The following is an 18158-nucleotide window of genomic DNA, read 5'->3' as shown; positions in this document are numbered from 1 at the left end:
AAAAGTAGGCCGCCCATCTTGCTACCAAACCCGCGCACACAGGCCGCGAATGCCGGGTTCACTGAGCTACATCAAGATGCGTTTTTCTAATTGTTATAGGGAAATGATGTCGCGTGTGTACATCGCATCTGCATGCAGATGCGCTATACAATAAGCGCCTGCCCAACCGCTCAAACCAGGCCGCCATGACGAACAACGACAGCAACTCCTCCCTTCTCGCCGACGTGGCCGAACGCTACGTCAAGCTGGTCCTGGCCATGGGCCAGCACGATGTCTCGTATGTCGACGCGTATTACGGCCCGCCCGCATGGCAACAAGAAGCGGTAGAACAGCAACTGAGTTTGAGCGGCATCAAGGATGGTGCAAACGCGGCGCTGGCCCTGCTGACCGACGCCGACTGCCTGCGCGCCCTCAACCTGTGCAAGCAGTTGCAGGCCGTGCTGGCCAAGGCGGACATGCTGCAGGGATCGCGCCTGGATTTCGATACGGAAAGCGCGCGCCTGTACGACGCCGTCTCGCCCCATCACAACCGCGCGTACTATGCAGAACTGGTGGCGCAGATCGATGCCCTGCTGCCTGGCGACGGCACGGTCAGCGACCGGGTCAATGCCTTGCGCGCGCAACTTGTCATTCCCGCCGACAAGCTGCGCGCCGTCATGGATGCGGCCATCCGCGCGGGCCGCGAACGCACCTTGCAATACATCGCCCTGCCCGAAGGCGAAGATTTCGTGCTGGAATTTGTCAGCGACAAGCCGTGGAGCGGCTACAACTGGTACAAGGGCAACTACCAGAGCGTGATCCAGATCAATACCGACTTGCCCGTGTACATAGACCGCGCCGTCGACCTCGGCTGCCACGAAGCGTATCCGGGCCACCACGTCTACAACGTGCTGCTCGAGCGCGACCTGGTGCGCGGCAAGGGCTGGATGGAATACTGCATCTATCCGCTATATTCTCCGCAATCCTTGATCGCCGAAGGCACGGCCAATTACGGCATCGAACTGAGTTTCACGGATGCAGAGCGGCTGGTTTTCGAACAGCAGGTGCTGTACCCGCTGGCGGGCCTGGACCCAGCGCTGGCGCCCCGCTATGCGCAGCTCAATGCGCTGCTGGCAAAGCTGAGCTATGCCGACAACGACATCGCGCGCCAGTACCTCGAAGGCAGCCTGAGCCGCGAAGAAGCGCTGGAATGGCTGGTCAACGTACGCCTGTACCCGGCCGAGAAATCCGCGCAGCGCCTGCAGTTCTACGATGCCATGGGCGCGTACGTCATCAATTACAACCTGGGCCAGGACATGGCGAAAGCCTATGTCGAACGCCAGGGCAGTGCGCGCACCACGCACTGGGCCGCCTTCCGCGATTTGATGTCTTCACCGCGCGTGCCCAGCGCGCTGCTGGAATGAGACGCTGGCGATAAAGGAGAAAAGCATGCCCCACTACACCACGCACGCCGCCAGCGCCCTGCTGCTGGCCCTGTCCTTCAGCCATGCGGCGTGGGCCAAGGATGCCGCCGTCGCAGCGGCACCGGCGCTCAGCGCGCGCCAGCAGGCGCTGATGGCGACAGTCGTGGGCAACGCCGCCCATCCGCGCATCCTGCAGGTACGCCTCGATGAACTGCACCCGACCCAGCCGGCCATCGGCTACGACCAGGTGTATTACAAACTGGGACGCTATGCGGCGGAAGAACAGCACATCGCCGACATCGCCAAACCCAAGAAATTTGCCGACCTGTGTGAAGCCAATGGCCAGGGCGATGTCTTGCCCGGCACGGCCAATGCGCCCGGCGCCACCCTGGCCGCGCCACCGGACGGCTACCGCTGCAAGACGGCCGTGGGCAGCCGTCCGGACGACATGAAAAGCGTCGTCATCGGCCCGCAGGGCAAGCTGTACCTGACCGATGGCCACCACACGTTTTCCACCTTCTGGGATGCCGATGGCGGGCGCAATCATCAATTGAAGGTCTGGGTCAAGGTCAGCGACAATTTCAGTGCGCTGGGAGACGCGGCCTTCTGGGTCCGCATGCGCGCGGAAAACAAGGTATGGCTGAGAGATGGCCGCAACCAGGCCATCACGCCGCAGCAACTGCCGTCCGCCATCGGCCTCGCATCGCTGGGCGACGATCCGTACCGCTCGCTCGTCTACTTTACGCGCGAGATCGGCTACCAACCGCCGGAGCACGCCACGGAATTTCTCGAATTCTACTGGGCCGACTGGCTGCGCCGCAAACCGACGCTGGATCTGGCGCGTGTCGACCTGCTTGATCCCGTCGCATATGCCAGCGCCATCCTGCTGGCCGCGCAAGCGATGGCGACGCTGCAAGCATCCGACATCGTCAGCGGTGGCAAGCGCGCGGCGGACCTGGGCGCGCTGCGCGACATCGGCCACGAAGCATTCGACGCACTGACCGAAGACAAGGGCAAACTGGGCTACGCCATCGCCTATAAAAAATCGCTGGCCAAATAATCGCGGCGGCGTCAACAACAACGAACAACGGCCCGCCTGTCATTCGACAAGCGGGCCGTTTTTATGGGCAGCGTCGCTTACGCGATGCGTTCACCATTCTCCGGATCAAACATGGCCGCTTTCGACAGGTTGAACGACAGCTGCATGGTCTGCCCCGGCAGCACGGCTTCGCGCGGATGCGTGCGGCAGGTGACGGCGGCGCCGTTCAAGCGCGTCGTCAGCAGGGTGTCCGGGCCGGTTGGCTCGACCAGGTCGATCAGGCAACCGAGTTCCTGGCCCACGTCGCCGTGCGCGCTGCTCATGTCCGTGATCTGCTCCGGGCGCACGCCCAAAATCACCTCGCGGCCCGCATAGCTGCGCAGCTTGTCGGTGGCGAACGGCAAGGCCAGGCGCATGCTCTTGCCCGCGTTCTCGATAGCGACAAACACCTCGTTGCCCTCGATGACAGGCTTGACGGTGATGAAGTTCATCGATGGCGAGCCGATGAAGCCGGCCACGAACAGGTTGGCCGGATTGTCGTAGATTTCCTGCGGCGTGCCCAGTTGCTGCACTACCCCATCCTTCATGACGGCGATCAAATCGCCCATGGTCATCGCCTCGATCTGGTCATGCGTGACGTAGACGATGGTGGCTTTCAGGCGCTGGTGCAGCAGCTTGATCTCGGCGCGCATTTCCACGCGCAGCTTGGCGTCCAGGTTCGACAGCGGTTCGTCGAACAGGAACAGCGACGGCTTGCGCGAAATGGCACGGCCCATGGCCACGCGCTGACGCTGGCCACCGGACAGCTGCGCCGGACGACGGTCCAGCAAATGCGTGATCTGCAGGGTTTCGGCGACGCGGGCGACGATTTCTTCCTGCTCCGCCTTCGGTACTTTTTTCACGTTCAGGCCAAACGCGATGTTTTCGCGCACCGTCATCGACGGGTACAGCGCATACGACTGGAACACCATGGCGATGTCGCGGTCTTTCGGCGGCAGGTCGTTGACGACCTTGCCATCGATGAGGATTTCGCCCGAGGTGACGCTTTCCAGGCCGGCCACCATGTTGAGCAAGGTCGACTTGCCGGAGCCGGAGCCGCCGACGAGGATCAGGAACTGGCCATCCTTGATCTCGATGTCGATGCCCTTGAGGACTTCGACGCCATTCGTGTACACCTTGCGGATGCTGCGTATCGATAAACTGGACATATTCTTTCCTTAACCTTTGACTGCGCCTGCGGTCAGACCGCGCACAAAATAACGGCCTGCGACCAGATAGACCAGCAGGGTCGGCAGCGCGGCAATCACCGCGGCGGCCATGTTGACGTTGTATTCCTTCACGCCCGTGGACGTGTTGACCAGGTTGTTCAAGCCCACCGTGATCGGCTGCGAATCGCCGCTGGCGAAGACGATACCGAACAGGAAGTCGTTCCATATCTGCGTGAATTGCCAGATGATGCAGACGACGAAAATCGGACCCGAAATCGGCAGCACGATCTTGCGGAAGATCAGGAAGAAGCCAGCGCCGTCGATGCGGGCCGCCTTGATCAATTCTTCCGGCACGCCGATATAGTAATTGCGGAAGAACAGGGTCGTGAACGCCGTGCCATACACCACGTGCACGAAGACGAGGCCCGTGGTGGTATTGGCCAGGCCGAATTCGCCCAGCAAGCGCGCCATCGGCAGGATCACCACCTGGAACGGAATGAAGCAGCCCACCAGCAAGGCGGCAAACAGGATTTCCGAACCGCGGAAGCGCCAATGCGCGAACACATAGCCGTTGAAGGCACCCAGGAAGGTCGAGATCAGCACGGCGGGAATCACCATCTTGATCGAGTTCCAGAAGAACGGCTGCATGCCGTCGCAGGTGACGCCCGTGCAGGCCGAAGACCAGGCCTTGGACCAGGAATCGAATTGCCACACGTGCGGCAAGGCCAGCAGGTTGCCGCTGCGGATCTCGTCGAGCGACTTGAACGACGTCGACAGGGTCACGTACAGAGGCACGATGTAGTACACCGCAAACAGAATCAGCAGCAGGTATACAACCACCCGTCCGAGGGTGAGGCGATTATTGCGTGTAGGTGTCATCTCATCGCCTTTGCGCTGCGCGTTTCCAGGTACATCAGCGGCACGAGCACGGCCACGATGGTGGCCAGCATCATCATTGCCGATGCCGAGCCCAGGCCCAGCTGGCCGCGGGTGAAGGAAAACTGGTACATGAAGATGGCCGGCACGGACGACGAATTGCCAGGTCCGCCAGCCGTCAATGCGATGACCAGGTCGAAGCTCTTGATGGCGATATGCGCGAGGATCAGCAGCACGCTGAAGAACACAGGACGCATGGCGGGAATCACGATGCGCCAGTAGATCGTCGGCAGCGACGCGCCATCAACTTGCGCCGCCTTGATGATTTCATCATCGATGCCGCGCAGGCCGGCCAGGAACAGGGCCATGACAAAGCCGGACGACTGCCACACGCCGGCGATCACCACCGTGTAGATGGCCATGTCTGAGTTCACCAGCCAGTCGAAGGTAAACGAGGTCCAGCCCCAGTCGTGCATGACCTTTTCCAGGCCCAGGCTGGGATTGAGCATCCATTTCCAGGCCGTGCCGGTGACGATGAAGGACAGCGCCATCGGATACAGGTAGATGGCGCGCAGCGCGCCTTCGGCGCGGATTTTCTGGTCCAGCAGGATGGCCAGGAAAAGGCCGATGGCGATGCTGCAACCGATGAACAGGACACCAAAGATGCCGAGGTTCTTGAGCGAGGTCCACCAGCGCTCGTTGTCGAACAGCTCGTAATATTGCACCAGGCCGGCGAACTCGTAGTTCGGCATCAGCCGCGATTCGGTCAGCGACAGCCAACCGGTCAAAAAGATAAAACCATAGACGAATACCAAGCTGGCGATGAGCGTGGGGCCCAACACCATCTGCGGTATCCATCGGTCGAATTGCTTGCGTATGGACATAGGACAGCCGTAGAAGTAGAACTGCGTGTGGCGCCGGCCTGGTCGAACGCCAGGGCGGACGCCTGCGATGCATGCGATGCAGCGGGCGCCGGCGGGAGTGCCGGCGCCGTCGTGATTACTTCACTTTTGCCGCTTTGGCCAAGGCTGCAACCGCGTCTTTCGAGCTCATGTTGGTGTTCATGAACTTGGCGATGACGTCGGTCACGGCGCCTTGCGTGGCCGATGGCAGCGCCATGCCGTGGGCGAACGATGGCACCAGGCCGCCGGTCTTGTTGGTGGCGTCCATGTCTTCCATCGATTTCAGGGCGCAAGCGTCAAACTTGTCCTTGGAAACGCCGGAACGCACGGGGATGGAACCCTTGTTCAGGTTGAAGATCGACTGGAACTTCGGATTCATGATGGCGTTGGCCAGGGCGATCTGCCCTTTCTTCGCATTCGCATCCTTTTGCGTGAACATGGCAAACGAATCGATGTTGAAGGTATAGGCCTTGTCCGTCCCAGGCGCTGCCACGCACAGGTAGTCCTTGCCCGGCACCTTGCCGGCAGCCGTGAACTCGCCCTTGGCCCAGTCACCCATGAACTGGAAGCCGGCCTTGTTGTTGATGACCATGGCGGTCGCCAGGTTCCAGTCGCGGCCTGCCGCATCCTTGTCGATGTAGGTCTTCACCTTGCCCAGGGTGTCGAACACCTTGAGCATGGTCGGGCCGGTCAATTCCTTCTGGTCCAGCTTGAGAATGGCTTTCTTGTAGAACTCCGTGCCGCCCACGCCCAGCGCGACGGATTCAAACACGGTGGCGTCCTGCCAAGGCTGGCCGCCGTGGGCGATCGCGATGCCGCCCGATTTCTTGATTTTCTCGGCCGCGTCAAAGAACGCATCCCAGGTGGTCGGGGTGGTGGCCACGCCGGCTTTTTTCAGCACTTCAGGATTGACCCACATCCAGTTGACGCGGTGGACGTTGACGGGAGCGGCAACGTAATGGCCCTTGTATTTCATGATGTCGGCGACAACTTTCGGCAGCACGGCATCCCATTTGCCTGGAATGGCGGCATCATCGATATTGGCCAGCACGCCTTCTGCGCCCCATTCCTGAATCGATGGACCCTTGAGCTGGGCGGCCGTTGGCGGGTTGCCGGAAATGACGCGGGTTTTCAGCGCGGTCGCGGCGTTTTCGCCAGCGCCGCCAGCCACGGCGAAGTCTTTCCAGCCGAAGCCGCTTTCCTTCACGATTTGCTGCAACTGGCCCACGGACTTCGCTTCGCCGCCGGAGGTCCAGTAGTGCAACACTTCCACGTCGGTTGCAAAGGCGCTGCCGGCAAATGCCAGGGTGGTCAACGCGGCCAGTTGGGTAATCTTGAATTTCAGTTTCATCTCCACATTCCTTTTTTGATCAAGCTTTTAGGGGGCTTCGGCATACGGGGGCCGAAAAAGGTGAAATCTGCGCCTGTACCGGCGCTCTTGTGCTCAGACCCGCTTGCAAACGGGCATCATCTTCAGTGAAAAGACGGCGCCGCGATCCATGACATGACTACATTGCCTTTATATCACGGGACGGCGCCAAAAACGCATCCGCGAAGGATGCGCCAGGTTGATCTAGACTTACAACGCCTGCAAACTTAGAACCAGGTTTCTACCTGGAAACCATACGAGGTGCCGCTGGTATTGTTGTTGTAGATCGGGCCGCCGTTGTTCGACGCATTGACCGAAGCGGTAGCCGCATCGTTCCATTTGCCGTAGGTGACGAAAGCGCGCAGTTCAGGACGCGACCACAGGCCAGGGCCGGCCGAGATCGTCGGGGCGATGGTCAGCTTGGTCAAGCGCTTGGCCGGCAGGCCGCCCGCTTGCGTCACGCGGTCCGTGCCCAGTTCGCCCACCAGCTTGAAGTTGTCGGTGAATGCATACACGGGACGCACGCCGACCGAGGTCCAGGTCGAGGAACCGTTGGCGTTCGACTCGTCTTTTTGCCACAGGGCGACGAATTCCATGCCGAAGTTGGCCATCGGCTGGATCGCCATGTCATTGAAGATACGCGTGCGTTTCACGTCCGAACCGAAATTGGTGTCGCCCGAGGCGCCGAACTGCGCGCCCTGGCCCGTGCCGGGACCGACGCCGTACTGCACGCCGAAGGTATTGCCGCCGCCAAACACTTTACCTTGACGGTGGAATGCCGACAGCTGCCAGCCATTATTGCGCTTGCCAGTGGCGATGTCATCCTTGCCTTCGCCGATGATGTAGGTCGCGGCCAGGTCCAGCGTGCCGTTTTCATTGACGGGAATCTCGCCGTAGATGAAGTTCTGGCGCACGGCCGATTTGGTGTTGACGCCGCCGGTCGGCGACACGCTGTTAATGTCGTGGTCCTTGAAGAAGGCATACGAGAATTTACCCGGTCCTGCAGGAATGCGGTCCAGGCCGGCGCCCGTGCCGTTCATATTGATGTATTGCAAGTCCAGCATGTGGATGTCAGGACGGTAGTAGAAGCGTTTACCGATCCAGGCCGTGCCGCCGTTCAGGAAGTCGAGTCCCTGCGCTTCGACGTAGGCCTTGACGATGCCCAGTTTGTTGTCGCCGAAATCCGAGTTTGGCGCGTAGGCGTTGACCCAGATGGTGGCCAGGTAGTTCACGCCGCCGGACTTGGCGACGGACTTGGTGTAGCCGAATTCCGTGTAGGCGTCGCACTCATTGCCCAGACGGTATTTCATGGTGTTGCCACCCAGGCCGAAGCAGCCTTGCGAACCGCCACCGCCCGACGTATTGCTGCCGGCGCCAGCGCGCAGGTAGCCGTGGAAGCCTTCGGAATCGGATGGGTACATTGGGTCGGCGGCAGCGGAACCGCTGGCGATGGCTAAGACGATGGCAGCTGGCAGTGTCTTCAACACGGCCTTCAACATGGTGCGATGCAGCATGGTAAGTCTCCTCAGTAGTTATTTTTTATCTAGTCATTCGTGGCCGAATGTACTGGCCAGAATTCTTTCCAGCAGGGACATAGTAACTATACTACGAACAAATATCAACATATTATGTTGTAATCCTACGACTACTCTGCGACACTTTATTTGCGTACCGATAGGCGAGTTGACTGCCCTGTTTTTTCCGCCGGCGCCACCCGTTTCCGGCACTGCAGGCAAGCATTTGCGCAGGCGCCCCGCATTTTTCGGCACGCGGCACGTATACGAATTAAAATCCTTGGTTTTTGCCATAACGACAGTGCGCCGCCAAGACAGCGCACGCAAACGAGACTAGGCACCGCCATGAAAATTGATGAAAAAATGGAAGTAGCAGGCAGCGATCCGGCGGAGCGATTCAGTGAAGGGCCACGCCTGCTGGCCGACATCGGCGGCACCAATGCCCGCTTCGTGCTCGAAACGCGCCAGGGCCACCTGGAAGCGGTCGCCGTGCTGCCCTGCGACGACTACGCGTCGCTGCTCGACGCCATCACCGCCTATATGGATAGCAGCGAGGCGCGCGCCGCCGGTTCGGCGCGCGTGCGCCATGCGGCCATCGCCATCGCCAATCCCATCGACGACGACAATATCCGCATGATGAACCACCACTGGTTCTTCTCGATCGAAGCCATGCGCGCCACGCTGGGCCTCGACACGCTGCTGGTGGTGAATGACTTCACGGCGCTGGCGATGGCCCTGCCCTACCTGCGGCCCGACCAGCGCCTGCAGATCGGCGGTGGCATGGCGCGCGCCGACAGCGTCATCGGCCTGCTCGGTTCGGGCACGGGCCTGGGCGTATCCGGCATGATTCCGGCCGAAGACCGCTGGATCGCGCTGGGCAGCGAGGGGGGCCACGTCAGCTTCGCCCCGTGCGACCAGCGCGAGATGGACGTGCTGTCCTTCGCTTGGCGCGAGCTGTCGCACGTCTCGGCCGAACGCCTCGCCTCCGGGCGCGGGCTGGAACTGATCTACCGCGCCCTGTCCGAGCGCGCCGGCAAGCCCGATGCGCTGCCGCTGCTGGCAGCCGAAATCACCAGCCGCGCCCTGAACAATGAATGCGACGTATGCCTCGAAGCAGTGGACTGCTTCTGCGCCATTCTCGGCTCCATCGCCGGCAACGTGGCCATGACCCTGGGCGCGCTGGGCGGCATCTATATAGGCGGGGGCATCGTGCCGCGCCTGGGCCCCCTGTTCGAACAGTCGCAGTTCCGCGCCCGCTTCGAGCAAAAGGGCCGCCTGAACGAATACCTGGCGCAGATTCCGACCTTCCTGATCACGGCCGAACTGCCCACCTTCCTCGGCATCGCCGCCATCCTCGCGCAAAAGCTCAAGCGCGCCCATTCCGGCGCACCCGTGCTCGAATCCGTGCGCCAGGCGCGCGGACGCATGAGCCCGTCGGAATGCAAGGTCGCCGACTGGGTCCTGAAAGAGCCGAACGCCATGCTGACCCTCCCAATCGCCGAAATCGCCCAGCGGGTCGGCGTCAGCCAGCCGACCGTGATGCGCTTTTGCCGCTCGATCGGCGTGCAGGGCCTGGCCGATTTCAAGCTGAAGCTCGCGTCCGGCCTGACGGGCGGCGCCATCACGGTGGCCCACTGCCACGTGGAGATCTCGGATTCCGACGCGGAACTGGCGCGCAAGGTGCTGGGCAATAACGCCTCGGCCGCGCTGGCCCTGCGCGACATGCTCGACGTGAAAGCGCTGACGGCCGCCATCGAACTGCTGCGCGGCGCACAGCGCGTGGAATTGCTGGCCGTGGGCAGCGCCCGCGTGGTGGCGGACGACATGCAGCACAAGCTGCTCAACCTGGGCATCGTCAGCAGCTTCTTTGCCGACCCGCAGGCGCAGGAAATGAGCGCCGCCATGCTCAAACCGGGCGACGTGGCGCTGGTCATTTCCCGCTCGGGCGCCCTGCCCGACCTGCTGCGCACCGTCAAGGTGGCGCAAGGCTGCGGCGCGCGCGTGCTGGCCATTACGGCCAGCGGCTCGCCGCTGGCCAAGCTGGCCGACGTGCTGCTGACCTTGAACCACCCGGAAGGCAATCTCAATTTCGTGCCCATGATCGTGCGCCTGCTGCAACTGATGATGCTCGATATCCTGTCCGTGGGACTGGCGCGGCGCGACACGGCGCAGCGCACCAGCGCCGCCGAGCTGGAAGAAGGTCAATTGCACGGCATGCGCATCAGCGGCAAGCTGAAATTCGGTGGCCACCTCGAATAAGGCGGCGCACGCCGCCCCCGCCTCCTCCGACGCCGCCAGCGGCGCCACCGTGCATGACGTGGCGCGCGTGGCAGGCGTGTCGGCCATGACGGTATCGCGCGTGATCAACGGGCGCGCCAGCGTCAGCACGGCCACGCGCGACAAGGTCGAGGCGGCGATCGCCAGCCTGCATTACCAGCCCAACCTGGCGGCCAGGGCGGCCCGTACGGGTACCTTGCGCATCGGCCTGTTGTACAGCAATCCGAGCGCCGCCTTCCTCAGCGAATTCCTCGTCGGCGCCATGGATCAATGCCGCCAGGGGGGCGGCCAGTTGCTGCTCGAACGCTGCGAAGATCTGGACAGCCAGCGCGCCGGCATCGATTGCCTGGTGGCGGCCGGCGTGGATGGCATCCTCGTGCCGCCGCCCCTGTGCGATTCGCCGGAAGTGCTGGCGCAGCTGAACCAGATGGGCATCCCCGCCATCGCCGTGGCCACGGCACGCCCCTCGCCCGGCGTCTCGGCCGTGCGCATCGACGACTACGAAGGCGCGCTGGCCATGACGCGCCATTTGATCGCACTGGGCCACCGCGACATCGGCTTCATCGAAGGCGATCCGGCGCACACGCCGGCCCTGCTGCGCCGCCAGGCATTCGAGGACGCCATGCGGGAAGCGGGCTTGCAGGTGCCGCCGCACAGAGTGGCGCAAGGCTACTTTACGTATCGTTCGGGCCTCGACGCGGCGCGCCAGCTGCTGGCGCAAGCACCGCACCCGAGCGCCATCTTCGCCAGCAATGACGACATGGCCGCCGCCACGCTGGCCGTGGCGCACGGCATGGGCCTGCAGGTGCCGGCGGAATTGTGCGTGTGCGGCTTCGACGACACGCCCGTCGCCACCACCGTCTGGCCCGAGCTGACCACCATCCACCAGCCCATCGCTGACATGGCGCGCGCCGCCGTCAATCTCGTCATCGACGAAATCCGCCAGCGCCGCGCCGGCGAAACGGCGCCCGCCACGCATCATCTGATGGCGTTCACCCTGATGGACCGGGCGTCGACGGGAACATACCGTCCCCGCTAGCCGACGCCTAGCTGTGAAGTTGCAAGAGGTTATTCTGGCCGGATCTGAGCCGTGACATTGGGGCCTTGCCAGCAATACCCTGATGCGGCCGGTGCCAGTTGTAGTGATGGTTCCAGTCTTTGAGCATGTTGGCCCGCTCCAGTGAGTTGTTATAAACAAAGCCGTAAGCCCATTCGCGCAAGGCTGACTGGATGAAGCGTTCGGCCTTGCCATTGGTCTGTGGCCGATAGGGCCGTGTAAAGCGGTGCTTCAATGCTATCTGGCTACAAGTGGCCTTGAATGACTTGGAGCGAAAGGCTGAGCCGTTATCGGTCAACAACGCTTTGGGACGCACCCCGAGTGAGCAGAAATAGGCATGGGTATTGGCGAGGAATCGGTTGGCATTCTCCTGGGTTTCGTCAGGATAGAGCTCCGTGAAGGCGATGCGGGCATGGTCGTCAATGGCGATAAACAAGACTTCCCAGCCGGCGCCGCGCGTACGGTCTCGCCGGTCTCCCGTCGCACGATGGCCGGTGGTTTCAATGCGCCCGAGCTTCTTGGTATCGATATGAATCAGGTCGCCTGGTTCTGCATGCTCGTAGCGCTGCACCGGCTCGACGGGATCGAGATTGCTCAGTTTGGAGAGGCCGGCGCGCGCCAGCACACGGCTAACTGTGGCCTTCGATATCTGCAGGTACTGGGCGATCCTGGCCTGCGTCATGCGCTTCTTGCGTAGCTCGACAACGGTCAGCGCCTTGCCTGCGTCCAGAGCCAAAGGGCTATGCGCGGGACGCGACGAGCGATCCATCAAACCATCCCGATCTTCGGCAAGGAAGCGCCCCAGCCATTTGCGCACGGTCGCCTCGCTCACGGCATAGCGGACAGCGGCCTGGCAGACCGGCAGGCGGTGATGTAGTACGTCTTCGACCATCTCGACTCGACGAATCAGCGTTAATCGGGCATTCTTATGGATGTTCATTCGGTTGGTTTCCTTGAGAACTGGGGGTTTGGCGATTTCCAGTGTCTCAAATCCAATCCGAATGAACCACAACAACCTATTGAAACATCACACCTAGCGCACCACCGTGCGCTGCACCAGCGACTCCACCAGCTCCACCGAAGGGGGGGCGCCACCGGCCGCCAGGCAGGCGCCCGCGCCCGCCGCGACGGCAAAGCGCAAATGCTGGCCGCCGTCGGCCTCGGGACGGTACATCAGGCTGTACAGCAAGCCGCCGATGCTGGCGTCGCCCGCCCCCACGGAGTCGACCACCTCGATGACGGGCGGCGCCGCCTGCCAGGTTTGCTCGCCCTGATACAGCGCCGCGCCCTGCGCACCGCGCGTATATAAATAGGTGGCTTGCGGATTCCAGCTGCGCAGCATGGCAAACGCGCCGTCGATATCGTCATGGCGGAACAGGCCCGCCAGGTCTTCGTCCGACACCTTGATCACGTCAGCCAGCTGCGTCATGCGGCGCAAGGTGGCGTCGTAGCGTTCATCCATCATGATGCGGAAATTCGGGTCGTAGCTGATTTTCACGCCAGCCGCCTTGAGTTCCTGCGCCAGCGCCAGCAGCTTGCCCGCCAGCGGTTCGCGCGCCAGGCTGATGCCGCCGAAATGCACCCATTGCGCACCCCGCATCCAGCCGGCCGGCAGGAGGGAAGAGTCGAAATGCAGGTCGGCGCTGTCGTCGCCGATGAAGTAATACGTGGGCGGATGCAGTTCGTGCACGATGGCCAGCAGCGGCGACTTCGCATGGCGCTGCAAAAAACGCATGTCCAGGCCCGCCGCCCCGGTGGCAGCGGCCAGCGCGTCGCCGAAGACGTCGAGGCTGACGCCGCCCGCAAAGGCGCTGGGCACGCCCAGGCGCGCCATCACGCGCGCCACGTTCCAGGTCGAGCCGCCCACCTGGCTGTTCCAGGAGTCGGCGCCCGTGCGCAGCATGTCCGTCAGCGCTTCGCCGGCCGACACGAAAGCAGGGAAAGAGGTGACGTTCATGCGGCACCGCCGATCACGTTCAGCACTTCATAGCAGGCACCCATGGTGTGGTAATCGGTCTTGCCGGCCGGGCTTTTCTCCTTGCTGATCTTGCCGTTTTCCGGCGTCAAAATGCGGTACCAGGCGCCGTGTTCATGGTCGACGAAGTGCGTCCAGCTGTAGTCCCAGATTTTGTCGTAGCTGTGCCAGTAGGCGTCGTCGCCCGTGCGTGCGGCCAGCACGGCGGCGGCGGCGAAGCTTTCCGCCTGTACCCAGAAGTATTTGTCGCCATCGCAGATCTCATCTTGCGGGCCGAAGCCGTAATGAATGCCGCCATGCGCGCCATCCCAGGCCTTGGCCAGGGCCGTGTCGTACAGTTCGCGCGCGCGCGGCAGCAGCCAGTCGGACGGGCCGGCCATGAACTTGGCGTGGCGCTCCATGATCAGCAGCAGCTTGGCCCATTCCGTGAAGTGGCCGGGCTGGTAGCCCCACGGACGGAAGATATTGCTCTTGTCGTGCAGGTTGTAATCCCAGTCGATAGCCCAGTCAGGCGTGTAGTGTTCCCAGATCATGCCGTCCGCCAGGCCCGCCTGGCGCACCGTGATGTTGTGCGCCAGCGTTTCGGCGCGGTGCAGATAGCGCGCCTCGCCTGTCGCTTCAAAAGCGGCCAGCATGGCTTCGCAGGCGTGCATATTGGCGTTCTGGCCCCGGTAGCCGTCCAGGGTGGACCAGTCGGCGCTGGCCACGTCCGCATACAGACCGTGTTCGGGCAGCCAGAAACGCTGCTCCATCAATTCAAAGGTCTCGTCCAGATACGCGCGCGCTTCCGTCACGCCAGCTTGCAAGGCGTGGGCATACGCCAGCAGCACGAAGGCCAGGCCGTAGCAGTGGTTGGCGCCGTCTTCGACTGTCTTGACGCCGCCTTTCCACGACAGTTGCCAGGCATAGCCGCCCGTGGCCGGGTCGCGGTGCACGTCGCGCAGGAAGGCCACGCCGTGGCGCAGGGCCGCCTGGTAAGCGTCATCGCCGAAGTGGCGATAAGCCATGGCGTAATTGAAGATGAAGCGCGTGCTGCTGACCAGGTGGCGCGTGCTGGCGTCGTACACCGTGCCATCATCGAGGAAGAAGTGGTAAAAGCCGCCGCTCGGGTCAAAAGCGCGCGGGTGATAAAAGTGCATCGTGTGCAGGATATGCTTTTCAAGCGTCGCCCTGGAGCGGAAGTCGGGATTCATCGGTCTCTCATGATATTGTTATCGATAACAATGATGATAGCATGCCGTCCCTGCTCCGTCATGCCTGGTCAGGGAGTCTTCGCCAGTCTGAGCTTTTCGCGCCACAGCGCCGCCTGCGCGGGGTCGGCTGCCTGTTCCAGCTCGCCCTTATCGTACACCTTGATCAGCCGTTCGATGGCTTCCCGGTCGCCCTGCTGCGCCGCCAGCAGGTACAGGGCAAAGGGCTTGGGCGCCGGCCCTTGCCGGGTCGGCCCGCCGCGCCCTTGTTCCAGCAGCCGCGCGAAACCCTTCTGGCCCGGCGGGCTTTTGGCGATGGCCGCCATCTCGTACCAGCCCAGGGCCGCCTCGTCGCTCTGCGGCACGCCCTCTCCCACCTCGTACGAGTAGGCGACATTGTTCAAGCCGGGCGGATCGAGCGCCTTGGCCGCCTGCATGTACCAGCCGAACGCTTCCTTGCGCTGCGCGTCGTCCTGCGCCGTCATCATCAGGCGGTAGCCGATCTCATTGTAGGCGTAAATAAAGCCGTTCCCGGCATAGAACTTCAGCCAGTGCAGCGCATGCGCCTGTTCTTCCGGGCTGCTGTGGATATTTTCAAAGTGCATGGCCACGGTGAAGTTGGCCAGTTCCACGCCTTGCGCGGCACCCTTGCGCGACCAGTATTCACCCAGCTTGCGGTCGATGGCCATGCCCTGGCCCAGGGTATAGGCCACGCCCAGGAAAGCCTGCGCCGGGCCGTAGCCGCCTTCGGCCGATTTCTGCATCCACGCCAGGCCGGCGTCATAGTCGCGCGACGTGCCTTCGCCTTGGTGCAGCATATGCGCCAGCTCCAGCTGGGCTGCCGTGTCCCCCCGTTCCGCAGCGGCGCGCGTCTTGTCGAAGGCGGCGACCTTCTTCGGCGACAGGTCGGCCGGCCGATTGATCACGGCCTGCACCCTTGCGCGCATGGCATCCAGGCCGGACATATCGAATTCGGCCAGCGCCGGATGCTGGCGCGGCGCCTGAGTGGCTGCTGGCTGGGCCGGCACGCTCTGCGCCAGCGCCAGGCTGAATATGAACAGGATGGTCTTCATTGCTTTTCCTTCTCGGCCAGTTTTGCGCGCCACTCGGCCGCGTCTTCGGCATTCGCCTGCTGTCCTAGTCCGCCCTTGGCATACACGTCAATCATGCGCCGCATGGCGGGCACGTCGCCGCTCCATCCCGCCCGTTCATACCAGACCAGGGCCAGCTTGTCGGACTGTTTCACGCCCAGGCCCAGTTCATGTGCGCGAGCCAGGTTGTGCATGCCGGCCGGCTGCTTTTCACGCGCCGATCTGTCATACCAGTGGAAAGCCTCGCCGCGATCCTGTTCATCGGTGGCTGCGCGCATCAGGTGCTCGCCCAGCGCGTTGTAGGCAGGCACAAAGTGCTGTTCGTTCGCCGCCGCCTTCAGCCAGGTGATGGCCAGCGCCTGTTCTTCGGCACTGCTGTCGCCATCGATGAATTCCAGCGCCAGGATGGTTTGCGCCAGCTGATCTCCTTGTGCCACGCCCTTGCGCAGCCAGTATTCGCCCTGCACGCGGTCGATCGGCACCTTGCCGCCCACGGCATAAGCCAATCCCAAGGCCGATTGCGCCGGCGCATAGCCGTTTTCGGCCGACTTGCGCAGCCAGGCCATCGATAGCGCCGTGTCTTGCGGCGCGCCGACGCCCAGTTGCAGCATGCGGGCCAGTTCCAGCTGCGCCTCGACGTCGCCCGTTTCCGCCACACGCCGGGTCTCGGCAAATTCGGCGATGCTTTCCGGGCTATGGGTAGTCACATCGGCCCGTGCCTTGATGGCGATCAGCTGCAGATCGAGCAAGGTCGGCGAAGTTTGCGCCAGGACGGGCAGCGGCAGCAGAAAAGGAATCAGCAACAGGAATTTCTTGGGCATGCGGCGGCATCGGGAAGAAGAAAACACGCATGGTAGCCGATGCCCGGCCGGACAGGCGCGCACTGCAGGCGAAGTTTGACAGGGCAAGCCGGCGGGCTTACATTGCACGGGCTCACCACTTATACAGGAACGCCATGAACCGCCTCGCCACCACCGCCTTGACCCTGCTGCTCGCCGCAGCCTCCGTGGGCGCCAGCGCCGCAGACACCCAGCTGGCCGGCTGCGCCGCCAAGCGCGAAAGCATCCGCACCGAATTGCACCAGGCGCAGGAACAGGGCCTGTCCGACAAGGTCGCGGGCCTCACGCGCGCGCTCGACGAAGTCAACGCCCACTGCCGCGACAATGTGCTGGTCGAACGCCATAACAAGAAAGTGCTGAAGGCGCAGGCGAAGGTAAACCAGACGGAGCGTTCGCTGCGCCTGGCCCAGGAAGCCAATAAACAGCCGAAGAAGATCGCCAAGCTGGAAGGCAAGCTGGAAAAAGCCAGGGCGGAACTGGCCGCCCTGCAGGCGCAACAGCCTTAAGCTTTATCGCCCAATAACTGATAAATGCTGGAAAAGTCCAGCGCGCCCGATCCCGCCTTGCTGTGCAAACTATATAAATTGCGCGACAAGGCGCCCAGCGGCACGCTCGCGCCGCTGGCCAAGGCGCTTTCCACGGCCAGGCCCAGGTCCTTCAGCATCAAATCGACGCCAAAGCCGCCCGTGTAGCCACGCGACGCGGGCACGTTCTCGGCCACGCCCGGACACGGGTTGTACACGTCCAGGGTCCAGTTGCGGCCCGAGCTTTTCGCCATCACGTCCGACACCACCTTTGGGTCCAGGCCATTGGCCACGCCCAGGCGTATCGCTTCGCTGGTGCCGATCATCAAAATCCCCAGCAGCATGTTGTTGCAGATCTTGACCGTCTGGCCGCAGCCCGAACCGCCCGCATGGAAGATGGCCTTGCCCATGACGTCCAGGTAAGGCCGCGCCGCCGCCAGCGCGGATTCTTCCCCGCCCACCATGAAGGTCAGCGTACCGTTGGTGGCGCCCGCCGTACCGCCTGAGACGGGCGCGTCCAGCATGGGCATGCCCTTTTCCTCGGCCGCGCGGCCCACCTGGCGCGCCGCCTCGGTGGAAATCGTCGAACAGTCGATCAGCAGGGTGCCGGGCCGCGCCTGCGCCAGGATGCCAGTCTCGCCCAAAGGGTTACCCAAATAAGCACCCAGCACGTGGCGGCTGGCCGGCAGCATGGTGATGACGATGTCGGCCGCCTGGATCGCCGCGCCCTGATCATCGGACACGAGGCCGCCGCCATCGGCAAACTGCCGCACGCTGGCCGGTACCAAATCGAAGCCCGTGACGGCATGGCCGGCCCGCACAAGGTTTTGCGCCATGGGCAGCCCCATGTTACCCAGGCCGATGAAAACGATATTGGTGCTCATCGCCGCCTCC

At 62.9% G+C, this 18158-nt stretch carries 16 protein-coding genes; 5 read left to right on the top strand and 11 right to left on the bottom strand.

The features are described from left to right. The first annotated feature begins 185 nt into the window (after nucleotides 1-185). Nucleotides 186-1403 carry a hypothetical protein gene (locus AC3IQ7_RS13130; RefSeq protein WP_489210014.1) on the top strand — a complete coding sequence of 406 codons (1218 nt, stop codon included), beginning with the start codon at nucleotides 186-188 and terminating at the stop codon, nucleotides 1401-1403. A 25-nt stretch (nucleotides 1404-1428) separates the two neighbouring features. Beyond that, nucleotides 1429-2463, top strand: a complete 1035-nt coding sequence (locus AC3IQ7_RS13125; protein ID WP_489210012.1) for a ParB/Srx family N-terminal domain-containing protein — start codon at nucleotides 1429-1431, stop codon at nucleotides 2461-2463. Nucleotides 2464-2540: 77 nt separating this feature from the next. Here AC3IQ7_RS13125 and AC3IQ7_RS13120 read toward each other — a convergent pair whose 3' ends face one another. The 5 genes from AC3IQ7_RS13120 to AC3IQ7_RS13100 all read right to left on the bottom strand — a co-directional run bounded on the left by AC3IQ7_RS13120 (nucleotide 2541) and on the right by AC3IQ7_RS13100 (nucleotide 8311). Beyond that, nucleotides 2541-3650 (bottom strand): ABC transporter ATP-binding protein, encoded by a 1110-nt coding sequence (locus AC3IQ7_RS13120; protein WP_489210010.1) that lies wholly within the window; start codon nucleotides 3648-3650, stop codon nucleotides 2541-2543. A gap of 9 nt (nucleotides 3651-3659) precedes the next feature. Continuing rightward, nucleotides 3660-4529, bottom strand: coding sequence for a carbohydrate ABC transporter permease (locus tag AC3IQ7_RS13115; protein WP_034777933.1), 870 nt, complete (start codon nucleotides 4527-4529; stop codon nucleotides 3660-3662). Beyond that, entirely contained in the window at nucleotides 4526-5410 is an 885-nt protein-coding gene (locus tag AC3IQ7_RS13110; RefSeq protein ID WP_034777935.1) for a carbohydrate ABC transporter permease, read from the bottom strand. Before AC3IQ7_RS13110 ends, AC3IQ7_RS13115 begins: the two co-directional genes overlap by 4 nt. 115 nt (nucleotides 5411-5525) lie before the next feature. After that, nucleotides 5526-6779, bottom strand: coding sequence for an ABC transporter substrate-binding protein (locus AC3IQ7_RS13105; protein WP_034777937.1), 1254 nt, complete (start codon nucleotides 6777-6779; stop codon nucleotides 5526-5528). Between the two features lie 245 nt (nucleotides 6780-7024). Next, nucleotides 7025-8311 (bottom strand): maltoporin, encoded by a 1287-nt coding sequence (locus tag AC3IQ7_RS13100; RefSeq protein ID WP_489210007.1) that lies wholly within the window; start codon nucleotides 8309-8311, stop codon nucleotides 7025-7027. Nucleotides 8312-8656: 345 nt separating this feature from the next. Between AC3IQ7_RS13100 and AC3IQ7_RS13095 the strand changes: the two genes are divergently transcribed. Together AC3IQ7_RS13095 and AC3IQ7_RS13090 are read left to right on the top strand one after the other, a co-directional pair. Continuing rightward, the gene (locus AC3IQ7_RS13095; RefSeq protein WP_099380657.1) at nucleotides 8657-10570 is read left to right on the top strand and encodes a glucokinase; all 1914 of its coding nucleotides are present in this window, start codon (nucleotides 8657-8659) and stop codon (nucleotides 10568-10570) included. Beyond that, the gene (locus tag AC3IQ7_RS13090; RefSeq protein ID WP_489210005.1) at nucleotides 10554-11627 is read left to right on the top strand and encodes a LacI family DNA-binding transcriptional regulator; all 1074 of its coding nucleotides are present in this window, start codon (nucleotides 10554-10556) and stop codon (nucleotides 11625-11627) included. The genes AC3IQ7_RS13095 and AC3IQ7_RS13090 overlap by 17 nt, the downstream gene beginning before the upstream one ends. A gap of 7 nt (nucleotides 11628-11634) precedes the next feature. Here AC3IQ7_RS13090 and AC3IQ7_RS13085 read toward each other — a convergent pair whose 3' ends face one another. From AC3IQ7_RS13085 to AC3IQ7_RS13065, 5 genes are all read right to left on the bottom strand, one after another. Continuing rightward, on the bottom strand, nucleotides 11635-12585 hold the full coding sequence (locus AC3IQ7_RS13085; RefSeq protein WP_489210003.1) for an IS481 family transposase: 951 nt from the start codon (nucleotides 12583-12585) through the stop codon (nucleotides 11635-11637). A gap of 93 nt (nucleotides 12586-12678) precedes the next feature. Continuing rightward, nucleotides 12679-13602 carry a carbohydrate kinase family protein gene (locus AC3IQ7_RS13080; protein ID WP_489210001.1) on the bottom strand — a complete coding sequence of 308 codons (924 nt, stop codon included), beginning with the start codon at nucleotides 13600-13602 and terminating at the stop codon, nucleotides 12679-12681. Then, the gene (locus AC3IQ7_RS13075) at nucleotides 13599-14813 is read right to left on the bottom strand and encodes an AGE family epimerase/isomerase (protein ID WP_489209999.1); all 1215 of its coding nucleotides are present in this window, start codon (nucleotides 14811-14813) and stop codon (nucleotides 13599-13601) included. Before AC3IQ7_RS13075 ends, AC3IQ7_RS13080 begins: the two co-directional genes overlap by 4 nt. A 68-nt stretch (nucleotides 14814-14881) precedes the next feature. Further along, nucleotides 14882-15883, bottom strand: a complete 1002-nt coding sequence (locus AC3IQ7_RS13070; protein WP_489209997.1) for a tetratricopeptide repeat protein — start codon at nucleotides 15881-15883, stop codon at nucleotides 14882-14884. Further along, nucleotides 15880-16722 (bottom strand): tetratricopeptide repeat protein, encoded by an 843-nt coding sequence (locus AC3IQ7_RS13065; protein WP_489209995.1) that lies wholly within the window; start codon nucleotides 16720-16722, stop codon nucleotides 15880-15882. The genes AC3IQ7_RS13070 and AC3IQ7_RS13065 overlap by 4 nt, the downstream gene beginning before the upstream one ends. Nucleotides 16723-16856: 134 nt before the next feature. On the opposite strand from AC3IQ7_RS13065, the gene AC3IQ7_RS13060 reads away from it, so the two are divergent. Next, nucleotides 16857-17246 carry a DUF1090 family protein gene (locus AC3IQ7_RS13060; RefSeq protein ID WP_322428880.1) on the top strand — a complete coding sequence of 130 codons (390 nt, stop codon included), beginning with the start codon at nucleotides 16857-16859 and terminating at the stop codon, nucleotides 17244-17246. On the opposite strand, the gene mmsB is transcribed toward AC3IQ7_RS13060, so the two are convergent. Next, nucleotides 17243-18148, bottom strand: coding sequence for a 3-hydroxyisobutyrate dehydrogenase (mmsB, locus tag AC3IQ7_RS13055; RefSeq protein WP_099380664.1), 906 nt, complete (start codon nucleotides 18146-18148; stop codon nucleotides 17243-17245). The two genes, AC3IQ7_RS13060 and mmsB, sit on opposite strands and share 4 nt — an antisense overlap. Nucleotides 18149-18158 lie beyond the last annotated feature (10 nt).

The sequence above is a fragment of the Janthinobacterium sp. GL_088 genome (genome assembly GCF_057837845.1).
Note: the sequence above shows the minus strand (reverse complement) of the source record. Positions and strands in the feature narration are given on the sequence as shown.

What these genes read in the sequence shown, in the direction of transcription:
- AC3IQ7_RS13125 (WP_489210012.1), top strand. Translation starts at nt 1,429, where the DNA reads ATGCCCCACTACACCACGCACGCCGCCAGCGCCCTGCTGCTGGCCCTG.
- AC3IQ7_RS13085 (WP_489210003.1), bottom strand. Translation starts at nt 12,585, where the DNA reads ATGAACATCCATAAGAATGCCCGATTAACGCTGATTCGTCGAGTCGAG.
- AC3IQ7_RS13070 (WP_489209997.1), bottom strand. Translation starts at nt 15,883, where the DNA reads ATGAAGACCATCCTGTTCATATTCAGCCTGGCGCTGGCGCAGAGCGTG.
- AC3IQ7_RS13065 (WP_489209995.1), bottom strand. Translation starts at nt 16,722, where the DNA reads ATGCCCAAGAAATTCCTGTTGCTGATTCCTTTTCTGCTGCCGCTGCCC.
- AC3IQ7_RS13095 (WP_099380657.1), top strand. Translation starts at nt 8,657, where the DNA reads ATGAAAATTGATGAAAAAATGGAAGTAGCAGGCAGCGATCCGGCGGAG.
- AC3IQ7_RS13115 (WP_034777933.1), bottom strand. Translation starts at nt 4,529, where the DNA reads ATGACACCTACACGCAATAATCGCCTCACCCTCGGACGGGTGGTTGTA.
- AC3IQ7_RS13105 (WP_034777937.1), bottom strand. Translation starts at nt 6,779, where the DNA reads ATGAAACTGAAATTCAAGATTACCCAACTGGCCGCGTTGACCACCCTG.
- AC3IQ7_RS13075 (WP_489209999.1), bottom strand. Translation starts at nt 14,813, where the DNA reads ATGAATCCCGACTTCCGCTCCAGGGCGACGCTTGAAAAGCATATCCTG.
- AC3IQ7_RS13060 (WP_322428880.1), top strand. Translation starts at nt 16,857, where the DNA reads ATGAACCGCCTCGCCACCACCGCCTTGACCCTGCTGCTCGCCGCAGCC.
- AC3IQ7_RS13080 (WP_489210001.1), bottom strand. Translation starts at nt 13,602, where the DNA reads ATGAACGTCACCTCTTTCCCTGCTTTCGTGTCGGCCGGCGAAGCGCTG.
- AC3IQ7_RS13130 (WP_489210014.1), top strand. Translation starts at nt 186, where the DNA reads ATGACGAACAACGACAGCAACTCCTCCCTTCTCGCCGACGTGGCCGAA.
- AC3IQ7_RS13110 (WP_034777935.1), bottom strand. Translation starts at nt 5,410, where the DNA reads ATGTCCATACGCAAGCAATTCGACCGATGGATACCGCAGATGGTGTTG.
- mmsB (WP_099380664.1), bottom strand. Translation starts at nt 18,148, where the DNA reads ATGAGCACCAATATCGTTTTCATCGGCCTGGGTAACATGGGGCTGCCC.
- AC3IQ7_RS13120 (WP_489210010.1), bottom strand. Translation starts at nt 3,650, where the DNA reads ATGTCCAGTTTATCGATACGCAGCATCCGCAAGGTGTACACGAATGGC.
- AC3IQ7_RS13100 (WP_489210007.1), bottom strand. Translation starts at nt 8,311, where the DNA reads ATGCTGCATCGCACCATGTTGAAGGCCGTGTTGAAGACACTGCCAGCT.